The organism is Gluconacetobacter dulcium (assembly GCF_014174165.1).
Taxonomy (GTDB): Bacteria; Pseudomonadota; Alphaproteobacteria; order Acetobacterales; family Acetobacteraceae; genus Gluconacetobacter; species Gluconacetobacter dulcium.
Window position 1 is genome coordinate 20,631 of record NZ_JABEQN010000017.1, and the last position, 21,098, is coordinate 41,728.

General features: G+C 65.9%; 17 protein-coding genes and 1 tRNA gene. 7 read left to right on the plus strand and 11 right to left on the minus strand.

Features of this window, described 5'->3' with window-relative positions; genetic code table 11:
* Positions 1-9: 9 nt before the first annotated feature.
* The 4 genes from HLH25_RS13595 to HLH25_RS13610 all read right to left on the minus strand — a co-directional run bounded on the left by HLH25_RS13595 (position 10) and on the right by HLH25_RS13610 (position 5,491).
* Positions 10-1,695 (minus strand): ABC transporter substrate-binding protein, encoded by a 1,686-nt coding sequence (locus HLH25_RS13595; protein ID WP_246402359.1) that lies wholly within the window; start codon positions 1,693-1,695, stop codon positions 10-12.
* 102 nt (positions 1,696-1,797) lie between these two features.
* The gene (locus HLH25_RS13600) at positions 1,798-2,409 is read right to left on the minus strand and encodes an SCO family protein (protein WP_182974585.1); all 612 of its coding nucleotides are present in this window, start codon (positions 2,407-2,409) and stop codon (positions 1,798-1,800) included.
* Positions 2,409-5,249 carry a DNA polymerase I gene (gene polA / locus HLH25_RS13605; protein WP_182974586.1) on the minus strand — a complete coding sequence of 947 codons (2,841 nt, stop codon included), beginning with the start codon at positions 5,247-5,249 and terminating at the stop codon, positions 2,409-2,411. Before polA ends, HLH25_RS13600 begins: the two co-directional genes overlap by 1 nt.
* Before the next feature lie 11 nt (positions 5,250-5,260).
* Positions 5,261-5,491, minus strand: a complete 231-nt coding sequence (locus HLH25_RS13610) for a zinc-finger domain-containing protein (protein WP_114727402.1) — start codon at positions 5,489-5,491, stop codon at positions 5,261-5,263.
* Positions 5,492-5,549: 58 nt separating this feature from the next.
* Between HLH25_RS13610 and HLH25_RS13615 the strand changes: the two genes are divergently transcribed.
* Together HLH25_RS13615 and HLH25_RS13620 are read left to right on the plus strand one after the other, a co-directional pair.
* Positions 5,550-6,632 carry an alpha/beta fold hydrolase gene (locus tag HLH25_RS13615; RefSeq protein ID WP_182974587.1) on the plus strand — a complete coding sequence of 361 codons (1,083 nt, stop codon included), beginning with the start codon at positions 5,550-5,552 and terminating at the stop codon, positions 6,630-6,632.
* A gap of 52 nt (positions 6,633-6,684) precedes the next feature.
* Positions 6,685-6,761 (plus strand) — tRNA-Arg (locus tag HLH25_RS13620).
* Positions 6,762-6,825: 64 nt separating this feature from the next.
* Here HLH25_RS13620 and HLH25_RS13625 read toward each other — a convergent pair.
* A complete protein-coding gene (locus tag HLH25_RS13625) occupies positions 6,826-8,391 on the minus strand; it encodes a carbohydrate porin (RefSeq protein WP_182974588.1) in 1,566 nt (521 codons plus the stop codon).
* A 364-nt stretch (positions 8,392-8,755) separates the two neighbouring features.
* Between HLH25_RS13625 and HLH25_RS13630 the strand changes: the two genes are divergently transcribed.
* The 5 genes from HLH25_RS13630 to dgoD all read left to right on the plus strand — a co-directional run bounded on the left by HLH25_RS13630 (position 8,756) and on the right by dgoD (position 13,655).
* Entirely contained in the window at positions 8,756-9,562 is an 807-nt protein-coding gene (locus HLH25_RS13630; RefSeq protein WP_182974589.1) for an IclR family transcriptional regulator, read from the plus strand.
* The gene (locus HLH25_RS13635; RefSeq protein WP_182974590.1) at positions 9,559-10,494 is read left to right on the plus strand and encodes a 2-dehydro-3-deoxygalactonokinase; all 936 of its coding nucleotides are present in this window, start codon (positions 9,559-9,561) and stop codon (positions 10,492-10,494) included. Before HLH25_RS13630 ends, HLH25_RS13635 begins: the two co-directional genes overlap by 4 nt.
* Positions 10,491-11,111: a 2-dehydro-3-deoxy-6-phosphogalactonate aldolase gene (locus tag HLH25_RS13640; protein ID WP_182974591.1), complete on the plus strand. Its 621-nt coding sequence runs from the start codon at positions 10,491-10,493 to the stop codon at positions 11,109-11,111. Before HLH25_RS13635 ends, HLH25_RS13640 begins: the two co-directional genes overlap by 4 nt.
* 64 nt (positions 11,112-11,175) lie before the next feature.
* On the plus strand, positions 11,176-12,510 hold the full coding sequence (locus HLH25_RS13645) for an MFS transporter (RefSeq protein WP_182974592.1): 1,335 nt from the start codon (positions 11,176-11,178) through the stop codon (positions 12,508-12,510).
* Positions 12,507-13,655 carry a galactonate dehydratase gene (gene dgoD / locus HLH25_RS13650; protein ID WP_182974593.1) on the plus strand — a complete coding sequence of 383 codons (1,149 nt, stop codon included), beginning with the start codon at positions 12,507-12,509 and terminating at the stop codon, positions 13,653-13,655. The genes HLH25_RS13645 and dgoD overlap by 4 nt, the downstream gene beginning before the upstream one ends.
* A gap of 60 nt (positions 13,656-13,715) precedes the next feature.
* On the opposite strand, the gene HLH25_RS13655 is transcribed toward dgoD, so the two are convergent.
* From HLH25_RS13655 to HLH25_RS13680, 6 genes are all read right to left on the minus strand, one after another.
* The gene (locus tag HLH25_RS13655) at positions 13,716-16,037 is read right to left on the minus strand and encodes a TonB-dependent receptor (protein ID WP_246402325.1); all 2,322 of its coding nucleotides are present in this window, start codon (positions 16,035-16,037) and stop codon (positions 13,716-13,718) included.
* 114 nt (positions 16,038-16,151) lie between these two features.
* On the minus strand, positions 16,152-16,571 hold the full coding sequence (locus HLH25_RS13660; protein ID WP_182974594.1) for a fosfomycin resistance glutathione transferase: 420 nt from the start codon (positions 16,569-16,571) through the stop codon (positions 16,152-16,154).
* Positions 16,572-16,636: 65 nt separating this feature from the next.
* Positions 16,637-18,199 carry a PepSY-associated TM helix domain-containing protein gene (locus tag HLH25_RS13665; RefSeq protein ID WP_182974595.1) on the minus strand — a complete coding sequence of 521 codons (1,563 nt, stop codon included), beginning with the start codon at positions 18,197-18,199 and terminating at the stop codon, positions 16,637-16,639.
* Positions 18,196-18,492 (minus strand): hypothetical protein, encoded by a 297-nt coding sequence (locus tag HLH25_RS13670; RefSeq protein WP_182974596.1) that lies wholly within the window; start codon positions 18,490-18,492, stop codon positions 18,196-18,198. Before HLH25_RS13670 ends, HLH25_RS13665 begins: the two co-directional genes overlap by 4 nt.
* Positions 18,489-18,773, minus strand: a complete 285-nt coding sequence (locus tag HLH25_RS13675) for a hypothetical protein (protein WP_182974597.1) — start codon at positions 18,771-18,773, stop codon at positions 18,489-18,491. The genes HLH25_RS13670 and HLH25_RS13675 overlap by 4 nt, the downstream gene beginning before the upstream one ends.
* The gene (locus HLH25_RS13680; protein ID WP_182974598.1) at positions 18,770-21,037 is read right to left on the minus strand and encodes a TonB-dependent siderophore receptor; all 2,268 of its coding nucleotides are present in this window, start codon (positions 21,035-21,037) and stop codon (positions 18,770-18,772) included. The genes HLH25_RS13675 and HLH25_RS13680 overlap by 4 nt, the downstream gene beginning before the upstream one ends.
* Positions 21,038-21,098 lie beyond the last annotated feature (61 nt).

Genomic DNA, 21,098 nt, shown 5'->3' on the forward strand with positions numbered 1-21,098 from the left:
GGAACCCCCTCACTGAACCCAAACCTGCGAGAAGATCATGTGATAGAGGTCCGAATAGAAATAATTCCCCAGCCGCGACGATACCAGATCAATATAATTGATGCGAATGGCCGGTGCGGCCGGAGAATCCCGGGCGATGATCCGCCCCGCCTGCGCCCACAGTTCCGCCGCCCGTGCCGGATCGGTTTCCTGCTTGGCCGCGTCCATCGCCGCCTGGGCGTCCTTGTCGCAATAGCCCGCGATGTTGATCGAATTGTCGGTGCCGGGATGGAAATTCTCGCAGCCGAACAGATCGTCCAGAAAATTCGAGGCCCAGGGATAATCGGCAAACCAGTCCGTCAGGCTGATCTGCACATGGTTCGATGTATTCTGGATGTATCCAAGCTGCACCGCATGGGCCAGAGGCTTGACGCTGGCGTCGTAGCCGATGGCCTGGAGCATGTTGCGCAGCCACACCCCCATGCTCATCTCGACATTGGTGTTCTGCACCACCACCGTCACTTTCTGCCCGGCGGTGCCGCTGGCCGCCACCAGCCGGCGTGCGCCCTCCAGATCCGGCCCCTGCCAGGAGGGCGCCGGATGGTCCAGGTCCGCCCCCTTCGTATAGGCGCATTCATCCAGCGCGCCGGGGATGCCGGGCGGCACCATGGTGCAGAGCGGCCCGGCGACGGCGCTGCCGCCATACAGGATGGTCATCGCCCGCCGGTCCAGCGCCCGGTTCACCGCCTGACGGGCCAGACGGTTGTTGAAGGGCGGAAGATTGACGTTCATCGGCACGTAATAGATGCCGTAGAGCGCGCGGATATGCACCTGCCGGGTATGGCGCGCGCCCAGTTCGCCCAGCCGGTCCAGCGGCTTCATGTCGAACATCCAGTCATACTGGCCGTTTTCCACCGCCGTCACCGCCGCTTCGTCCGGCAGGCCGAAATCGTAGTGGATATGATCGACATAGCCATCGGGCTGCGCCTCGGCGCTCCACACATGGAAGAACGGATTGCGCTCCAGCACCGCCCCCCGGTCCGGATCGTAGCTGACGAACCGGTACGGCCCCGTGGTCGGTGCCGGCACATTGCCCAGATCATGGTCCGGCATGTTCGCCGGCAGGATCGAGGCATGCGGAAAAGCCAGTTTCTGCGGAAACTCGGCGTCCGGCTGCTTCAGGTGAAAGACCACTTCCCGCGTGGCCGGATCGACCTCCAGCCCACCCGCCAGCGTGCAATGCGCGGGGTCGCGCAGGCACAGATCCGCCCCGACGATGGCACCGTAGAACGCCCCCGCCGTCGGGCTGCCGACCCGGAACAGACGCCGGATCGAGGCCGCGACATCCGCCACCGTGACCTCCTGCCCGGTGGAGAACCGCACCCCCTGCCGCAGGGTGAAACGCCAGGTCCGCCCGCCATCCTCGGGCTGCGGCACCGCCTCGGCCAGATCGGCCACCACCTCGTCACTGGTGCGATCGTCCGCCTTGCGGAAATTCAGCAGCCCGTCATACAGCACGGTGAAAAGCTGGGCATATTCCGAGGTATAATTCACCTGCGGGTCAAGTGTTCCGCCCGAGGATGACGCCGTGAGCCGCAAGGTTCCCCGACGATGCGGGCTACCCAGCGTCTGCCCGTCTCCCACCGGCCGGGCGCTGCCCGGCGGCGCGGAATCCTGCGCGCGGGCGGCTGGCATACCCGCCAGCACCGCCAGCATGCCGACGAACAGAAAAGGCAGGCTCACAGCCTGTCTGCAAACGCGCGTCGGATCGCCGCCAGAGCGCATGTCCGGACAGGCTCCGAACCGTCGCCCCCGCACCTATTGCGCCGCCATCAGGCTGTTCAGACGGTCCGCGATATCCTGTGCCGAAGCATCGGACTGGATCGTGCCGGCATAGCGCCCTTCGGGCGACATGATGACGATACGCGGTGACGGTTCCATGCTGTAATCGCCATCCTTGCCCTCATGACGCACGTAGGGCGCATGATATTCGGCGGTCACGGCCTTGAGCATGGTCGGCGCGCCGGTCATGGCGAAGATGCGCGGCCCGAAGCGCAGCGTATAGGCGCGCATCGCCTCGGCCGTGTCGCGCATCGGGTCCACCGAGATGAACAGCGGCGCCACGGACCGATGTTTCGGCCCCAGCAGGTCCATCGCCCCGGCCATCGCCCGCAGCGTCGCGCCGCATTGCTCGTCGGGGCAGTGCGTGTAGCCGAAATAGACCAGCATCCAGCGGCCCCGGAAATTGCTGTCCGACACCTCGCCCTCGGCCGCGCTGACCAGCCGGAACGACCCGCCGATCTCGTTGCCGTGGGTGGAAAGCAGCGGGCCGGCGCGATCCATCGCCCAGTAGCCCGCATAGCCCCCCACCGCCGAAAGCACGGCAATGACCGCCCCGATCGCCAGCCGGCGCTTGTCCCGTTTCTGCATCAATGTGCGTCCGCCCAGTTCGTTCCGGTCCCGGTTTCCACCACCAGCTTCACCGAAAGGTCGGCGGCGGATTCCATGACCTGTTTCACGAGTCCCGACAGATCGCCCTCCTGGCCCTGCCGTACCTCGAACACAAGTTCGTCATGGACCTGAAGCAGCAGCCGTCCGTCAAGCCCGGCATCGGCCAGCACACGCGGCAGGCGCACCATCGCGCGCTTGATGATGTCGGCCGCCCCGCCCTGCAACGGCGCGTTGATCGCCTGCCGCTCGGCATAGGACCGGCGGGCCGCGTTGCGGTCGCCGATGCCCGGCACCCAGCACCGCCGCCCGAACGGGGTGGTGACGTAGCCGTTCGCCTTCGCCTCTTCCTTCATCCGGTCCATATAGTCGCGGATCTCGGGATAGCGGGCGAAATAGGCGTCGATATACGATCGCGCCTCGCCCGGCGGAATGCCGAGCTGCCGCCCCAGCCCGAAGGCGCTGATGCCGTAGATGATGCCGAAATTGATCGCCTTGGCCCGCCGCCGCGTCAGCGGGTCCATCCCTTCGATCGGCACGCCGAAGACCTCGGACGCCGTGCGGGCATGGATATCCTGCCCCAGCGCGAAAGCCTCGCGCAGGGCTGGAATGTTCGCCACATGGGCCAGCAGCCGCAATTCGATCTGCGAATAATCCGCCGACAGCAGCACATGGCCCGGCGCCGCGACAAAAGCGCGGCGAATGCGCCCGCCCTCCTCGGTGCGGATGGGAATGTTCTGCAAATTCGGCTCGTTGGACGACAGGCGACCGGTCGAGGTAATCGCCATCTGGAACGAGGTATGCACCCGCTCCGTCCCCGGATCGGCCTGGCTCACCAGCGCATCGGCATAGGTCGATTTCAGCTTGGCCAGTTGCCGCCAGGCGAGAATGCGCGCCGGCAGGTCATGCCCCTGGTCGGCCAGATCCTGCAACACCGACGAATCGGTCCCCCAGGCGCCCGATTTCATCCGCTTGCCGCCGGCCAGACCCATTTCGTCGAACAGGATCTCGCCCAACTGCTTGGGCGAGCCGACATTGAACGACCGGCCGGCCAGACGATGGATCTCCACTTCCATCTCGCCCATGCGCGCCGCGAAATCGGCCGACAGACGCCGCAGTTCGGTCACGTCCACCGCAATGCCGGCCCGTTCCATGTCGGCCAGCACAGCCACCAGAGGCCGTTCCAGCTCCTCATACAGCGCCAGCGCCCGGTTGGGCCGCAGGGTCGGATGCAGCGACAGCCACAGCCGCAGCGTCACATCCGTATCCTCGGCCGCATATGCGGTCGCCCGCGCCACATCGACCCGCGCAAACGGCACACGGTTGCGCCCGGTACCCGTCACCTCGTCATAGGAAATCGGCGTATGGCCCAGATACAGCCGCGACAATTCGTCCATGCCCTGCCCATGCCGTCCGGCATACTGGGCATAGGAAATCAGCATGGTGTCGTCGATCGGCGTCGGCTGCGGCGCGCCGGCACGGGTCAGTACCAGCAGGTCGAACTTGGCATTCTGGAAAATCTTCAGCACCGATGGGTCGATGAACAGCGGACCCAGACTGTCCAGCGCGGCGGCAACCGGCATCTGAACGCCGACGGGGTCTTCTTCCACCCCCTCCTCGGGCAGAAGCTGCGCCTGCGCCGGCGCGCCCTCATGGGCCAGCGGAATGTAGCAGGAGCGCCCCGGCGCCACCGCCAGCGAGATCCCGACCAGCCCGGCATGCAAGGGGTCCAGCCCGTCGGTCTCGGTATCGACGGCGCAGAACCCGACCCGGCGCGCCTCCGCCACCCAGGCGTCCAGCGCCTCGGCGGTGCGTACGGTCTCATAAGGCCCAAACGGCGCCCGATCGGGTGCGGCAGGCGCCGCGCCCGGCGCGACCTCCGCACCGGCCTCCGCACCGGCGCGCGCCACGGCCGGGGCCGCCGCGTGACTGGCGACACCAACCGCCGCCGCCGTCTGCTTCAGCCCCATCCGATGCACCAGCGAGCGGAAACCCATCCGGCCCAGCCACGCGCCCAGTTCCGCCTCATCGGGCTCGCGGCAGACCAGTTCCTCCAGCGGCACCGGGCACGGCGCGTCCTCGCGCAACGTCACCAGTTCCCGCGACAGGCGCGCGCGCTCGGCATGTTCGATCAGATTATCGCGCCGTTTCGAAGCCTTCATCGCGGGCGCGGCCGCCAGGATCGCATCCAGCGACCCATATTCCGCAATCAGCGCCGAGGCGGTCTTGGGTCCGATCCCCGGCACGCCCGGCACGTTATCGACCGAATCGCCGATCAGCGCCTGCACGTCGATCACCTTGTCGGGCGTCACGCCGAATTTCGCCTCGACCTCGGCCGGCCCGATCGGCTTCTGGCGGATCGGGTCCTGCATCTCCACACCCGGACGGATAAGCTGCATCAGGTCCTTGTCGGACGAAACGATGGTGCAGCGCCCCCCCGCATCGGTCACACGGCGGGCATAGGCCGCGATCAGATCGTCAGCCTCCCACCCCGCTTCCTCGATCCCCGGCACACCGAAGGCCGAGGTCGCGTCCCGCACCAGGGCGAATTGCGGCCGCAGATCCTCCGGCGGCTCCGGCCGATGGGCTTTGTACTGGTCATAAAGTTCGTTGCGAAACGTCAACCGGCCCGCATCGAAAATGACGGCGAGATGCGTGCCCACATGGTCGCGCAGCAGCCGCGCCAGCATGTTGGTGAAGCCGAACACGGCGTTGACCGGCGTGCCATCGGGCGCGGTCATCGGCGGCAGGGCATGGAAGGCACGGAAGATGAACCCCGATCCGTCAACGAGGATCAGGTGAATCGGGGCGTCGCTGGACATGCTGGGTCGGATCAGTGCGCGCTGTCTTCCCCGGCATCGGGGCTCAATACGAACAGGCGCGAGCAATAGGGGCAGAAGGTCTGGTGCCCGGCAATGCGCAGCCACACGCGCGGATGCCCCAGCGCCCCCAGCCCGCCGTCACAGGACAGCACGCGCGACTGCACGATCACCGTCTCGACATGGCCGAGGCGCGGATGGGGGACCGGATCGCCGGATTGGGCCGGAAGGGTCTGGACCTGCATATGTTCGCTCCGCCTCGTGATGATGGCCCCATCGGCCGGTAGTCAGGATGATGGGGGGATGATACGCAGGATCACCGTGCTTTCAAACCTCCGCCTGTCACGCCTGCGCTATCTGGCCCCGCTCCTGCTGCTCGCAGGCTGCGCGATGCAGGATCCGCCGCCGCCACATCCGCCCGCCGCCTGGGCGGCGGATGGCCGTCTGGTGCCGCCCGACACCATCCTGCACCTGCCCGACGGCACCGCAATCCCCACCCGCGTCTGGCCCGCGCGCGGACAGGTCCGGGCGGTCATGCTGGCGCTGCATGGATTCGACGACAGCCGCGACGCCTGGGAATTCGCGGCCCCCGCGCTCGCGGCACAGGGCATCACCCTCTACGCCCCCGACCTGCGCGGCTTCGGCGGCATGCCGGATCGCGGCCTGTGGGCAGGCACCAACCGCATGGTCGCGGATGCGCGCGACGAAGCCCTGATCATCGCCAGCCGCCATCCCGGCGTGCCGCTTTACCTGCTGGGCGAGAGCATGGGCGGCGCGGTCCTGACCTGCCTGATGGCGCGCCCGGACGCACCACCCGCCGCCGGCACCATCCTGCTGGCCCCGGCGATCTGGAAACTGGGTCCCGCCCCCGAAACCGTGCTGCACCTGCTGGCCGCCACGGCACCCGACTGGCGCCTGACCGGCCATGAACTCCCCGTCCACGTCGTGGCGGGCGACGACATGGCGGCCATGCGCCGCCTCTATTTCGACCCGCTGACCCTGCGCGCCACGCGCATGCGCGCCATCGCCGGCCTGGCCACCCTGATGCACCAGGCCGCCGACGCCGCCCCGCATCTGCGCGGTCCCACGCTGGTGATCTATGGCGGCCACGACCAGCTCGTCCCCCCGTCGGCCATGGCCACCCTGTGGCGCCACCTGCCACCCGGCGTGCGGCGCGACTTCATCCCGCAGGGCTACCACCTGCTGCTGCGCGGCCGCAGCCGTCAGGCCACGACCGCCGATATCGCCCAATGGATCACCGACCCCGACCGCCCCCTCCCCTCGGGCGGCGACCTCGCCGCCGCTGCCTGGCAGGCCCTGCCCCACGATGGCAGCGACACCCCACCCCCGTTTCTGGCGCCGCTGGGCGCCCTGGCCGGCAAATAATTGCCCACAAGGGCTGGCGCCCCGAAACGGTTCGGGGTATTGAGGCGTCACTGGACCCGTAGCTCAGCTGGATAGAGCGTCGCCCTCCGAAGGCGAAGGTCGAAGGTTCGAATCCTTTCGGGTCCGCCAATTCCCTGAAAAATCGTTTTTTTTCATCCTGCGCTCTCAGGGCTTCTCCCACTATATGCGCTGCTCAGAACTGCGCCAGAAGCCGGAAGCCGGCCTCCAGAGCATTCGGATAGGTCCGCGTCGCATCCGGATGAATGACGTATTGCAGATCCGGCAGGATCTTCAGCCCTCTGGTCAGGAAGGCCGTGTAGGTCAGTTCCACGACCTGAAAGCTCGCCTGCGGCATCCGCACACCGCCATGCAGCGTCTCGTAGCCCAGGTCCGCCTGCATTTCCTGTAGTCGTGTGATCTTGCGATTGACGTTCTGCCATGACCAGAACAGGGAAATCGCATCCGTCACACGGGCGGGAAACATGCCCTGCGAGATGATGCCGACCGTATACTGGCTCTGCGCGGGCAGCGATGCCCCCATATCCCAACCGGCGATGCCGAAGAGAATGAGCCCCTGGTCTTTCGCCGTGCCGTAACGCAGCACCATCTGGTCCGCCCCCACATACCACGCCCCCCGCTGACGTTCGATCCGCGCCGGCCGGTGAGAGAGCAGAATCGGCGTACCGTCCTGCGCGGTGAAGGGATCGGGATGATCGGACGTATCGATATATCCGCCGAGCTTGTAATGGCCGGTCAGCCGATCGCGCCCGAGCGAGGGTTCCCACCCCAGTTCCATCGGAATGACATAACCAAGAGGCGCAAACGAGAAATTGAATCCCGCCCGCCCTCCTTCGGTTGCCGATGCTTCGAAGAAGCCAGCCTGCGCATAGAGGTGCCGACCGGGATTGAACCGTGCCATCATGCCCCATTGCGAAAAAGGCCAGGACCGCCATTTCGTGCCGGCCGACAATGCCGTGGGATGCGCGCATGTCACGTTATTGAGCGCATAGCACGCGAAATACGATGTGCCGAACTTGAGATTGGCCGGCATGTGGCCGACATCCACCAGCAGCTTTCCACCGAACAGCTTCTGCTCAAGATAGATATAAACCAGTTTGTAGAGCACGTTGCCGCCAACTCCATAATCCTCCTGCGGCTGGGTCAGGCCCGTCACCCCCAGATAATCGGTCGCAACACTCCGGCCCGCGCGCTGGACACCCAGCATGTGGAACGAAAGCCCTTTTGCACCCATCATCTTTTCAAGATCGAAATCGGTTCCCATGACGATCTGGTGCGAATAATCCACCCCTCTCCGACGCCCGCCCGCCACATTGCCGACGGTCTCCGCCAGATAGCTCAAGGTGAAATCGAAACCGGCATCCGACAGGCGCTGCCGCCAGCCACCCATCGCGCCCAGCAGCCGGTCCAGTGTCGGCACGACACGCACTTCCGACCAGGTCGACCCCAGGGCGGATGCGTTCACGCCCAGGTTTTCGCGCTGCCGCGTCGAAGAAGGCATGTCGTCGGCTGACGCCACATGCAGGTTATCGGCAGGCAGGATTGCTGAAGACCGCACGACCGCCCCCTTGTTCACAATCACGCGCGTGCTGGCCTTGCCGGCCGGTTCGGGGGCAGGAGAAACGACAGGCGCCGCCGCATGCGTCCCAAGAGAATCCGGCCCGGCCCATGCAGGCATATCCTGAAGACACAGCAGGGCCATGGCGGACAGCAAGGTCCGCGATACATCGTGAATTTTCATGAAAAGATCCGCTTGCACAGAACAGCTCAAGCCGGGCACGCCGTCTTGCCGGGCGTGCCGCAACCGCTAGCGCCGACGAAGACTCCCGTCCCGCCACCGATTCCGCGAACGATCTCTGTTTCTCTGGTTACGCATGTGACGCCTCATATGACGCTCTTGATATTGAACCCCGTCTCGCATCCCGAACTTGTCCCGAAATACCAGGATAAATTTCCAGGATGCTGCGCAGTCTTCCGTATCGATAGAAGCAAACCCATCGGCTGATCAACCAACATATCCCACTATATGAGATGTCATTCCAAAATATTGACGACACCCCATCACCCGCCTCATGGTGCCGGCAAGCAGACGGAAGAACACGGACATGACAGGAACCGATAGCGTCGCCTTTCCCGCCGGGACACAGACCCTGACGCGCGGCCTGGCAGTGATCGAGGCCGTGGCGGCGGGCCATCGCACATTGACCGACATCGCCGCCACCATCGGATGCAGCCGCAGTACCACCCACCGGCTGGCCAGTGCCCTGGTGCAGGCGGGCTATCTGCGCGCACCGTCCAGCGGTGGCGGCCAGACGTTCATTCTGGGTCCCCGCCTGGTGGAAATGGGTTTTCTGGCCCGCGACACCCTGCCGGTGGTGGCCGTAGCCCGCCCGCATCTCGATGCCCTGGGCGCCACCACCCGCGACACCGTGCATCTGGGCATCCGCGAAGGCATCGAAGTGCTGTATCTGGACAAGATTGCCGGGCAGCGCGGCCTGGAAATGCGGTCGCGCGTGGGCAAACGCATGCCGATCGCCTCCACCGGCCTGGGCAAGGCACTGATGCTGGATCTGCCGGAAGCCGAGTGGCGGACGCTTTACGACGCGGCTCTCAGCCATCCGGCCACGCCCAACGCACGGCTGCCCGCCTGGCCCGACTATCGCGCAGGGCTGCGCCAGTCCGGCCTTGCGGCCTGCGCCTTCGATTTCGAGGAGAACGAGCCCGGCATTCGATGCGTGGCCGCCGCCATCCGCGACGCGACCGGCACGGTGATCGCCGCCGTCAGCGTCGCCAGCGCCACGGTTTATATGTCCGAGACACGCATGCACGAACTGGCCCCCGCCGTGGTCGCCACCGCGCAGGCCATCTCGCGCGAACTGGGCTGGCTACCCCGGCGGAGGGCCTTCGCATGACACCCCGTCTGATCGCGCTCGACTGGGGCACGTCCTCGCTGCGCGCATTCCTGCTGGGAGCCGACGGCACGGTGCTGGAACGCCGGGCCGAACGGTTGGGAATCATGCAGACGCCGCCGGATGGTTTCCCAGCCTCCTTCGCACAGATCGCCGGAGCGTGGCGCAGGCGGTGGCCGCATCTGCCTGCCATCGCCGCCGGCATGATCGGCAGCACGCAAGGATGGGCGCAGGCCCCCTATCGCCGCAACGCCGCCGGTGCCGCCGAAATGGCCGAGAGCCTGATCAGCGTTCCCTCCGGCGATGGCGGCGTGCTGCACATCGTGCCCGGCTTGGCGATGGACACCCCGCGCGCCGAAGTCATGCGCGGCGAGGAAACACAGATCATCGGCGCGCTGACGATTGATCCCGGCCTGGCCCGCGGCCGGCTGCTGCTGCCCGGCACCCATAGCAAATGGGCCGTTCTCGCAGACGGGCGCATCGCCGGCTTCGCCACCTTCATGACGGGTGAACTCTTCGCCGTACTGCGCGGCCATTCCATCCTGGGGCGCCTGCAAGGCGACCTGCCCCCCGACGAGAGCGGCTTCGACGCGGGCGTCACGACCGCCCGCGACGGCGACGGGCTCGCGGCGCTCCTATTCTCGGCACGCGCGCAGGTGCTGCTGGGCACGCTGCCCGCGGCCGCCAGCCTGCCCTATCTGTCCGGCCTGCTGATCGGCGACGAGATCCGCGGCGCGCTGGCCGCCGGCCATGGGGCCGGTCGGCTGGCCCTTATCGGCGATGCGGCGCTCTGCGCCCGTTACCGCCGCGCCCTCAGCCATTTCGGCATCACCGATGTCCCCGCCATCGAAGGCGCGGCCGAAGCCGGCCTGTGGCGCATCGCCTGCCTGGCCGGACTGGTCATCCCCGAACCCGTCCAGGAGACCATGCCATGATCCAGCGCTTCCTCGACCGTTTCCCCCTGGTCGCAATCCTGCGCGGCGTGCGGCCCGACGAGGCGGTACCGATCGGCCAGGCGCTCGTCACCGCCGGCTTCGCCATCATCGAGGTGCCGCTCAACTCGCCCGACCCCTTCGACAGTATCCGCCGCCTCGCCGCGGAGCTGGGGCCGGACATCCTGGTCGGCGCCGGCACCGTCACCGCAGGGGAACAGATCGACCGGCTGGCCGAAGCCGGCGGCCGGCTGGCGGTGATGCCCCACAGCGACCCACAGGTCATCCAGGCCGCCAAAGCCGCCGGCATGGTCTGCACGCCGGGCGTCGCCACCCCTACCGAAGGCTTTGCCGCCCTGCGCCATGGTGCCGACGCGCTGAAGCTGTTTCCTGCCGAGTCCATGCCGCCGGCGGTCCTCAAGGCATGGCGCAGCGTCTTTCCGCAGCGCACACGCTTCCTGCCCGTCGGCGGCATCACGCCCGAGACCATGGCGCCCTATGTCGCGGCCGGTGCGGCGGGGTTCGGCCTCGGTTCGGCCCTCTATCGCCCCGGCGACAACGCAGGCCAGGTTACCGACCGCGCGCGCGCCTTCGCCGATGCGTGGGCCGCGCTCGAATAATCCTCCCCACCAGAAAACAACAATAAGAACGCGCCGGAAAACGGCGCCTGCGGGACACACGCCCATGTTTGATGAAAGACAGCGCGCGGACACGATCCGGCGCATTTCCTGGCGGCTGCTACCCTTCCTGATGCTGTGCTACTTCGCCGCCTATATCGACCGCTCGAACATCTCGATCGCGGCGCTGGCAATGAGCGCGGACCTGAAGATGACCGCGGAAATGTACGGCATCGCCGCCGGAATATTCTTCATTACCTATACGATTTTCGAAATCCCCAGCAATCTGGCCCTTGTGCGGTTCGGCGCACGGCGCTGGATCGCGCGCATCATGGTCTCGTGGGGTGTCGTCGCCGTCCTGCTCGGCTTCGTCAACAGCCACTGGCAGCTCTACGGGGTCCGCCTGCTGCTCGGCGCGGCCGAAGCCGGCTTCACGCCCGGTGTCATCTATTACCTCTCGCTGTGGTATCCGGCCCGCGAGCGGGGGCGTGCGATGTCGTTCTTCTATATCGGCGCGGCCCTTGCCTCGGTCATCGGCCTGCCGGTCTCCGGGCTGCTGATGAAGCTCGACGGCGTGGGAAACATTGCCGGATGGCGCTGGCTGTTCATGATCGAGGGCCTGCCGGCGGTTCTGCTCGGTGCGCTGGTCCTGGTCTGCCTGCCGGACAGCCCGACCACGGGCACGTTCCTGTCTCCCGAGGAAAAGACATGGCTGGCCAGGACGCTCGCGGCCGACCATGCCCAGCAAGGCCCGGACCATTCCCATGACTGGCGCCCGGCCCTGCGCAGCGGCCGGGTATGGGCCCTGGCCATGGTATGGCTGTTGCAGGCATTCGGCACGATCGGCGTCACGTTGTTCATGCCGCTCCTGATCAAGAGCATGTCGGGCGGCGACACGCTTCTGGTCGGCCTGCTCTCGGCGCTGCCGTTCCTGCTGGCCTGCATCCTGATGTACGCCAACGGCCGTCATTCCGATCATACCGGCGAACGCGCGCTGCATCTGGGCCTGCCACTGCTCCTGTCCGGCCTGCTGCTGGCGGGCAGCATCCTGGTGGCACGGACGGGCGCATCCGTCGCCGCGTATGGGCTGCTGATCGCGGCCGTGGGGCTGAACTGGGCCGCCACGCCCGTCTTCTGGGCCACTACCGCCGGCCAGCTTTCCGGCGCGGCATCGGCCGCCGGCATCGGGCTGATCAATGCCATGGCGCAGTTCGCCGGCATGGGTCTGCCCCCCCTGATCGGCCGGATCAAGGATGCAACCGGCAGCTACGACTCCGGCATGCTGCTGATCGCCGCCGCCCTGACTACCGGCGGCCTTGTTGGTCTGAAAGCCGCCGGCCGGCCACGCCACCCGACACCCACACCAATGTCCCCCATCATCGAACAGAGGGTCCGCTCATGAAGATCACCAAACTCACCACGTTCATCGTGCCGCCGCGCTGGTGCTTTCTGAAGATCGAAACCGATGAAGGCATTTCCGGCTGGGGCGAGCCGGTGCTGGAGGGGCGCGCCCATACCGTCGCCGCCGCCGTCGACGAATTGTCCGATTACCTCATCGGCCGCGATCCGTTCCTGATCGAGGATCATTGGACGGTGATGTATCGCGGCGGCTTCTATCGCGGCGGTGGCCAGCATATGAGCGCCATCGCCGGCATCGACCAGGCTCTGTGGGACATCAAGGGCCGCGCTCTGGGCGTGCCGGTGCATCAATTGCTCGGCGGCAAGCTGCGCGACCGCATCCGCGTCTATTCCTGGATCGGCGGCGATCGGCCGGCCGACACGGCGGCGATGGCGCGGGACGTCGGCAGCCGTGGTTTCACGGCCGTGAAGATGAACGGCACGGAGGAAATGCAGTTCGTCGACAGCCACGCCAAGGTGGACGCGGTGCTTGCCCGCGTCCAGGCGATCCGCGAGGCGATGGGCCAGGATTTCGGGATCGGGGTCGATTTCCACGGCCGCGTCCACCGGCCGATGGCCAAGATCCTGGCCCGCGAACTCGACCCGTTCCGCCTGATGTTCATCGAGGAACCGGTCCTGAGCGAACATGCCGAGGCGCTGGAAGAGATCACCCGCCACTGCTCCACGCCCATCGCATTGGGCGAGCGCCTGTATTCCCGCTGGGACTTCAAGAAGATCCTGGCCGACGGCCATGTGGACATCATCCAGCCGGACCCCTCCCACGCCGGCGGCATCACCGAAACGCGCAAGATCGCGAACATGGCGGAAGCCTACGATGTCGCGCTGGCGCTGCACTGTCCGCTCGGCCCCATCGCCCTGGCGGCCAACCTGCAACTCGATGCCGTCTGCTACAATGCCTTTATCCAGGAACAGTCGCTGGGCATTCATTACAATCGGGGCAACGACCTGCTGGACTACATCACCAACCCCGAAATCTTCGCCTACAAGGACGGCCACGTCGCCATCCCCGACTCGCCGGGCCTGGGGGTGGAGATCAACGAGGATTATGTCCGTGCGCGGGCGGCCGACGGGCACCGCTGGCGCAACCCGGTCTGGCGCCACGCGGACGGCAGCTTCGCGGAGTGGTGACGGCCGCACGGCATTGGACAGGTGGGCCGGCTCCCCCGGCGCCCCTGTCCCGTCATGCTCTCAGAACCCGCAGGACACCCGGCCGCCGATGAAACGCGGTGAACCAGGAATGTAGAGATACGTCGTCGTCGCCTGCCCGCCGGAGGTAAAATACTGCCGGTTCAGGATGTTCGACGCATAGACCGTCACCTGCCAGCGATCCGACGCCGGTCGCAGCGTCACATGCGCGCCCAGCAGGAAATAGGGCGGCAGGCGATAGAAGCCCGTCCCACCCGGCGTCATGGCCTGCGCGCCGCGATAGACCCAGTTCGGCCCGAACTCGACCGCATAATCGTGGCTGATGGCCTGGCGCCAGTCGAGCTGCCCGTTCAGCGTCAGTTTCGGCTGCCCGTTATCCACGCCCGAAAAATTATCGTTGATCGCCTTCCATACGCCCGTCCGCGCATAATAGGCATTGGTCTTCGCACGATTGACGGTGGGAAAATTCTGGAAATTCCCGCGCTGCCAGCCGACATTCTGGGTCACGAATACATGGCGGAACGGATGCAGGTCGATCGTGCCCTCGAAGCCCCAGCTTTCCGATTTCGGCACATTGGTCAACTGGCTCAACGGCCCGTAATTCGGGATCAGGATCGTGCCGAGAATCTGCTGATTGTGAAAATCGTTGTAGAACGCAGCGGCATTGATCCGCAGCACGTTGGGAATCGGGTCGCTCTTCAGCCCCAGTTCATAGGTCAGCACGCTTTCGGGCTTGAAAGGGTCGAGCTGCGCCTGAACCTGGGTGTTGTTGGCGGTAAAGCCCCCCGGTTTGAAGCCCTTGCTCATCTTGTAATAGAGCAGGACATTCTTCGTCGCCTGCCACGACACCCCCACCTGCCCGGCAAACTGCGCCGCCGCCGTGTTCTCGCCGTGGAAATTCAGCGTGCGCCCGCCATAGATCCGCGACGTCAGTCCGGTAATCCCCCGGTCGTCGATTTCATGCAGCAGCCCCACAAACAGCGTCACATTGCGCGGCAGGCGATAGCTGACATGGCCGAACTGCGACGTGGCCTCCTGATTCAACCCGAAGGTGGAGACCTGCATGTAGCCACGGGCCGGCAGGTAATCCGTGTAGTCGAACGGAAAGGCCTGATTCATCCGCGAACGCTGGTAATAGGCGCCGACCACCCATTGCAGCCTGTCGCTGGCGTGACTGTTCGCCAACCGCACTTCCTGCGTAAAGCTGTTGGCGGCAATCGTGCGATAGGCATCCGCCTGGGCCGCCGCCGTCGCATCCTGATCGGTGTACTCGGCTTCGCGCTCGGTCTCGAAGGCGCTGACTGCCGTCACGGTCACTGGGCCGAAATCATGGGCAATATGCAGGTCCGCGCCCCAGAACCAGTTATTCTCGCTGGGCTTCAACCCGTGCTGGCGCCCGATCACATCGGTAAAGGCATTCCTGGCCGACCATTCCGTCTGCGTCCAGCCCAGATGCGGGATCGGCGCCGAACCGATCAGGCGCGCGACGGGCACACCGCCCACCACCTCGCTCTGGTCGCGGACCACATGGCCCGAGAGCATCACCGTCGTCCGCGCGTCAGGCGTCCATTTCAGCTTGGCCCGCAGTGCCCAGCTATCGGCATCGCCCAGATGCGCGCCATTCAGCGGATCAGTCTGCCAGCCACCGCCCTGCCTTACCTGCCCGGCGAGGCGAAAGCTCAACCCGTCGGCAATCGGCCCCGAGACATAGGCATCGCTCCGACTGCGGGCATAGGACGCAATGTCCTCGCTCGCGCCATAATGGAACGTATCGGTGGGGTCGTTCGTCCGCAGCTTCACCTCGCCGCCGGTGGTCGATTGGCCATGCTCGGTGCCGACCGGGCCGGGCGTGACGGTCACACCCGCCATGTCGAACATCAGCCCCGAAGCCATGGTCGAGTAGGGAAAGGCCACGTCGTCCACATAGGTCACGACCGGCCCCATATTGTTCTGGGTAAAGTCGTTGAAGCCCAGGCCACGCAGATAGAAATTGGTCGAAGCCGTGCCGTTGATGGTCTGCACCGTCAGGTTCGGCGCCACATATTCCAGCCCGCGCAGATCCACGACCCCGCGCTCGGTCAACCGCTCCGCCGTCACGCGCGTATCGGCATCCGGCAGATGCTGGGCGGCCCCATAGGTAAAGGCGCGCCGGATTCCGTTGACCTCCACCGTCTCGGGCACCGTCGGAGCCGGCGGAGCTTTCCGCGCCGCCACCGGCCGGCGACCGCTCTCGGGCGTCGCGACCCGCTCCGGCGCGGTCTGCGCGGATGCAGCAGAGAGCAGCGCCACCATGCATGCCCCGATGGACACGCCCGAGGCCCACACCGATCCGGCACCCCGAAGCCTGCTGCAACGTGTGATCATGCGGTGCCTCGGCCTGTAAAATTGAACATCTGCATCAGGCTCGGGCTATGGCCGATCCGGCGAAGCGGAGCAACAGCCATTCCACCCCATGCGGACATTCACCCTCCCGCCGCCTCAGGCGAGGAAAACCGCCACCCCCTTCTCCGGATGCGCCCGATAATGCGCCAGCCTCGAATCCAGAGACCCGACATGCACCTCCAGCTTGTGTCCGTCAGGATCGAGAAAATACGTCGATGCCCCCTCGCTCCGGTTCTGCCGCCACACGCGGCACGAGGCACGCAGCCGTTCCGCCAACGCCGGATAATCCTCCTCGGACACGCTGAAAGCGATATGGGTATAATCCGGCCGGGGCATCTGCCCCATTTCCTCCTCACGGGTCAGGCAGAGCCATAACGCACCGGCTTCGAGATAGGCACCGTCAGGCCATTGCGCGCGGAGCACGCAGCCAAGCGTATCGCGATAGAAGGCCACGGACCGATCCAGATCCGTCACCGCAAGGGTAATATGATTCAGTCCGCTGATTGCCGGGGCCATGGTTCGTCCTGTCGCGGGGTCTTTATCGGAGCATCAGCTTAACCGCCCCACAAGGACCCCGCACCTCAATCCGCAGCCTGCACGACCCTGCCCGCCGCCACGCCGCGCACCCCCGGCACGGCCACGCATCCGGCTACCAGCAGGGCCGTCAGCGCGATGCCGCCGGAAATGCCGATCCCGTGCGCCGCCAGCCCCCCGGCCACGATGGCGAGAACCAGATTGGCCGCGGCCGTACCCAGCAGCAGAACCGGCGCCCCCGTCCGTGCCGTCAGACAGAACGCACCAAGCACGCACGCCAGGAAGACCGCATAATAGACCCAGGACAACACGGCATACGACGATGCACCGGGCGACAGCGCAGCGACAGCCAGCACGACAGCCACCCCGGTCATGCACCCCGTGGTGCAGCCCAGCGTCAGGCGCGACAGGACCCAGGTACCGCGCGTGTCCGTCACGACACCCGTCCGCCGTTCGGACCGCCGCCGGGCCATGATCCACAACCGATTGCCCGTATAGAACAGAAACGCCCCGCCGAACCCGAGCACCAGATACCCCAAACGCACGGGCGCCCCGCCATAACTGCCGAAATGCAGCGAGAAGAACGCGGTCACGATCGCAAAACCGTTCGACTGCCGGCCGGGCAGATAGTCCGCCGAAATCACCCGACCGGTATAGGGATCAAGCCCGGCAAAGCCGCTGACCGGCCCCCTCAGGCCGAAACGCGCATCATGCCCGGCAACGCGCAGCGTCAGCGTCCGGCCGCCCGGCCCCATCGGCCGCATGGCGTAATCGAGCGTATCGGGCACGAATCCCGGCGCCTGCCGCGCCAGCGCCGCAACCAGTTCAGCCGGCGCCAGAGGCGCTGCCGGGCGGGGCATGGCTGCTTCCGGCCCATGCGCCATCCGCGCGACATGCGGCACTCTGTCCTGATGGAAAAGATGCCCCTGAACGGCGAAGATCTGTTCGTGGAAAGCGAAAACGACCGACGTGACCGCCATGACGATATGAAAGGGCAGCGAAAAGAACCCGAACAAATTATGCAGGTCGAGCCACGCACGCGCCTTCCCGCCCTCCAGCCGCACCGCGAACAGCGTGCGCGTCAGCGCCGGCAGAAACGCGATCACCCCAGACACCAGGGCCACCGCATAGACCAGCGCAACCACCCCCATGATCGGCATCGCCACATCGTGCGGCAACGGCAGGCCGATTTTCTGATGCAGTTCGTCGATGAAATGCGCTGCCTCGGACGGCGCCTGCGTCACCGTCACCACGCTCCCGTCCGGTGCCAGAGCCGCCGCGACACTGACGGCCGGCCCATGCCCATGGCCGCCGCCGCCCTTGGGCCAGATCAGCCGCCCCGGCTGCGTCGCATCGGGCGCCAGAACGACCGTATAATGCGCGCGTGCCTCGGGGAACGCGGCAAAGGTCTTTTCCATCAGCTCCGGCGTCCGGTCGAGCGACACCGGCGCGGGCAGGCCCGCCGGCGGCGTCAGCCACGCCTGAATCGGCTGCTCGAACATGCTGATGGCACCGGCATAAAAAGCGACGAAGAGAAACAGCCCCGCGAGAATCCCCGCCCAGCTATGAACCTCGCGATAAACCGCGACGATATCGGACCGGATCTTCATGGCAACACGCTCTTCAGAACGGCGAACAACAGCCAGACCGCGACGGCCCCGCCCCCCAGCACACCCCAGGCCCACCCCCCGGAGCGAAACAGGAAACAGCCGGACAGGATCACCGCCCAAAGCAATCCGGCCAACCACAGCAGCAACTGCGCCGAGAGCGTCATCGGGCTGCCCGTCGTATGGCACAGCGCCCCGACCACGGCCATGACCGCGAGGGCCAGCGCGCAGCCCGGCACGATCCCGGCCGCCAGCTTGGCCACCCACTGGCGATTATCCAGCCGCGCGCCTTTCATCGCCGCCCCTCCCGCTGCATCAGGAAGGCGACCATCGCCGGCACGATGCTCCAGACCGCCATCAGCAACAGCACGACCATGAACACAGCCGTCGCCGGTCCCCGGACCTGCAACAGGCAGCCCAGCGCGACACAGGTTGCGACGGCCGCACCCGTCAGGCACGGCCCCGCAGCAGGACGGGCAACCAGCAGGCGCTGGTGCCGCGAGGCGAGATAGCACAGCATCCCCCCCACAACCGACGCCCCACTCCCCACCGCGAGGAAGAAGACCGAAGCCGTCACCAGCGATATTCCAGACGCATGGTCAGGCTGCGCCCCTGCCCGTAATAGCAGGCCGACACGGCGGTGCAGGTCGCGACAAACCGCTTGTTGGCGATATTGCGCATATTGACCGAGAACGACAGCCCGTCATAACGCGGATGCGCGGCACCGAAATCGTAGCGCAGGAACATGTCGAACAACGTATAGCCCGGAATCGACAGCGTATTCGCCGTATCGCCATAGCTGTGGCCGGTATAGCGCACACCGCCCCCGACACCCGCGCCACGGAACATGCCCGAACGCACCCGCTGGTCAACGAACAGCGATGCCATCCATTTCGGCGCCTGCGGCAGATAATTGCCGACCTGCAAGGCGGTGTTCGATTTCGTGACCTTGGCATCGCTGCGGGTGCCGGTGAAGATCACCGCCATGTCCCACGGCAGGGTGGCGCGGCCTTCCAGTTCCAGCCCCCGGACGCGGCCTTCGCTGGTCTGCACCAGACAGGTCGTCGTGCCGCACTGTTCCCCACCGGGCGAGACCGTCGTCATATTCTGCTGGGTGATCTGGTAACCACCAAACGTCACATAGATGGATTTGCCATACTGATAGCGCAGTCCGGCCTCGTACTGGTCGCCGGTCGTCGGCTTGAAGGGCTTGCCGTCCAGCGAAGTGGACGGGTCGGACACCAGCGGCAGGAACGAGGTCGCATAGCTGAAATAAGGCGCCAGCCCGAAATCCAGCAGATAGACCGCCCCCGCCCGCCAGGTGAATTTATTGGAATCCGTGACATAGCGTTTCCTGGTCAGGATGTTGAGCGTATCGTCCTCCGCCCAGTCCTGCCGCCCGCCGATCGTCACCCGCAACCGCTCATATTTGAGCTGGTCCTGAAAATACACGCCCTTCTGGCTCGATTCCGTCGCGCTATAGACCTGCGGCCTCAACCCGCGTTCATAACCCGCCGCCCCGCGCGAGACCGGATCGAAGATATCCAGCATGGGCAACACCAGCGCCGGGTTCGCCAGATCGCGCGAACTCTCCCAACTGGTATAGAAAAAATCCGTCCCCGCCAGCAATGTATGCTGCACAGGCCCGGTGCGTACATGCCCCTCGAGCTGCGTATCCATGGCAACGCCCTGCGAGCGGCCCCGCCCTTCCACCGCACGGCGGTTGACCGTCTCGCCCGCCACACACCCTTTCAGGGTCGGCGGGCAGGCCGCCAGCGTGTCACCGGAGAGCACCGTCGCGCGATAGAGATTGTCGAGATAGGTATAGCGCAGATTGTTCCGCACCGTCAGAAAGCGGCTGAAACGGTGTTCGAGGAACGAACCGGCCAGTGCCTGGGTACGGTCGAACGTATCCCAGTCCGGCTCGCCGATATTCGCATCATTGGCGATACGGCGTCCTTTCGACGCAACAAGGGTGCCCGTCTTCGGCAGGAACTGAAAGGTGGACCCACCGGCATCCCGCTGATACTGCCCCAGAAGCGTCCAGGACGAGTGCGGCGCGAATTTCCAGGTCAGGCTGGGCGACACGTAATAGCGGCCGACCGACACATCATTCACCTGCGTCCCGCCATAGCGCGCCACCGCCACGATCCGCCCCGACACGGCCCCGTCCTTGGTCAGCTTGCCCGACACATCGCCCGAAGCCTGCCCCTGCCAGTTCCCCAGATCGGTAAAGCCTGCCGTTTGTAGGAAGAACTCGCCATGGCTCTGCTCGGTCGGCCGCTTGGTCGTCAGATTGACGATGCCCCCCGGTGCCGTCTGCCCGTAGAGAGCACCCGACGGCCCCTTGAGCACTTCGATCTGCTGCAACGCGAACGGATCGAACGATGTCCGCGTCCATTGCCCACCGGACGGCAGGCGCAGCCCATCGACGAAATTGTTGTTCGAGGAAAATCCACCGGCACCGAAACCGCGCACCGACACTTCATCGACACGGCTGTCGATACCGCTCGGCTCCGACTGCACCCCGGCGGTATAGGCCAGCGCATCCGCCACGGTCGGCGAGGCCCGCAATTCGATTTCCTCGCGACTGACAATGGAAATGGTCTGCGGAGAGTCGATGATCGGCGTCCGCGTCTTGGTGGAAGACGTGGCGTGCGACAGCCCGGTCGCCGTCACCACGATCACTTCCTCCTTGCCGCCTTTCCCGTCCTGCTTTTCCTTTGCCGCCTTCTCCTGAACGACATCCTGTTCCGGCGCGGCCGCCACGGCCGGCACGCCGAACGACGCCATGAGCACAACGGGGGCAGCAATGCCCGCCAAACGAACTGACTGTCTCATCGGCCCCTTTTCCGCGACTGAAACCATGCAGCGGGGCTTTGATGCAATTGAGACTTACTGT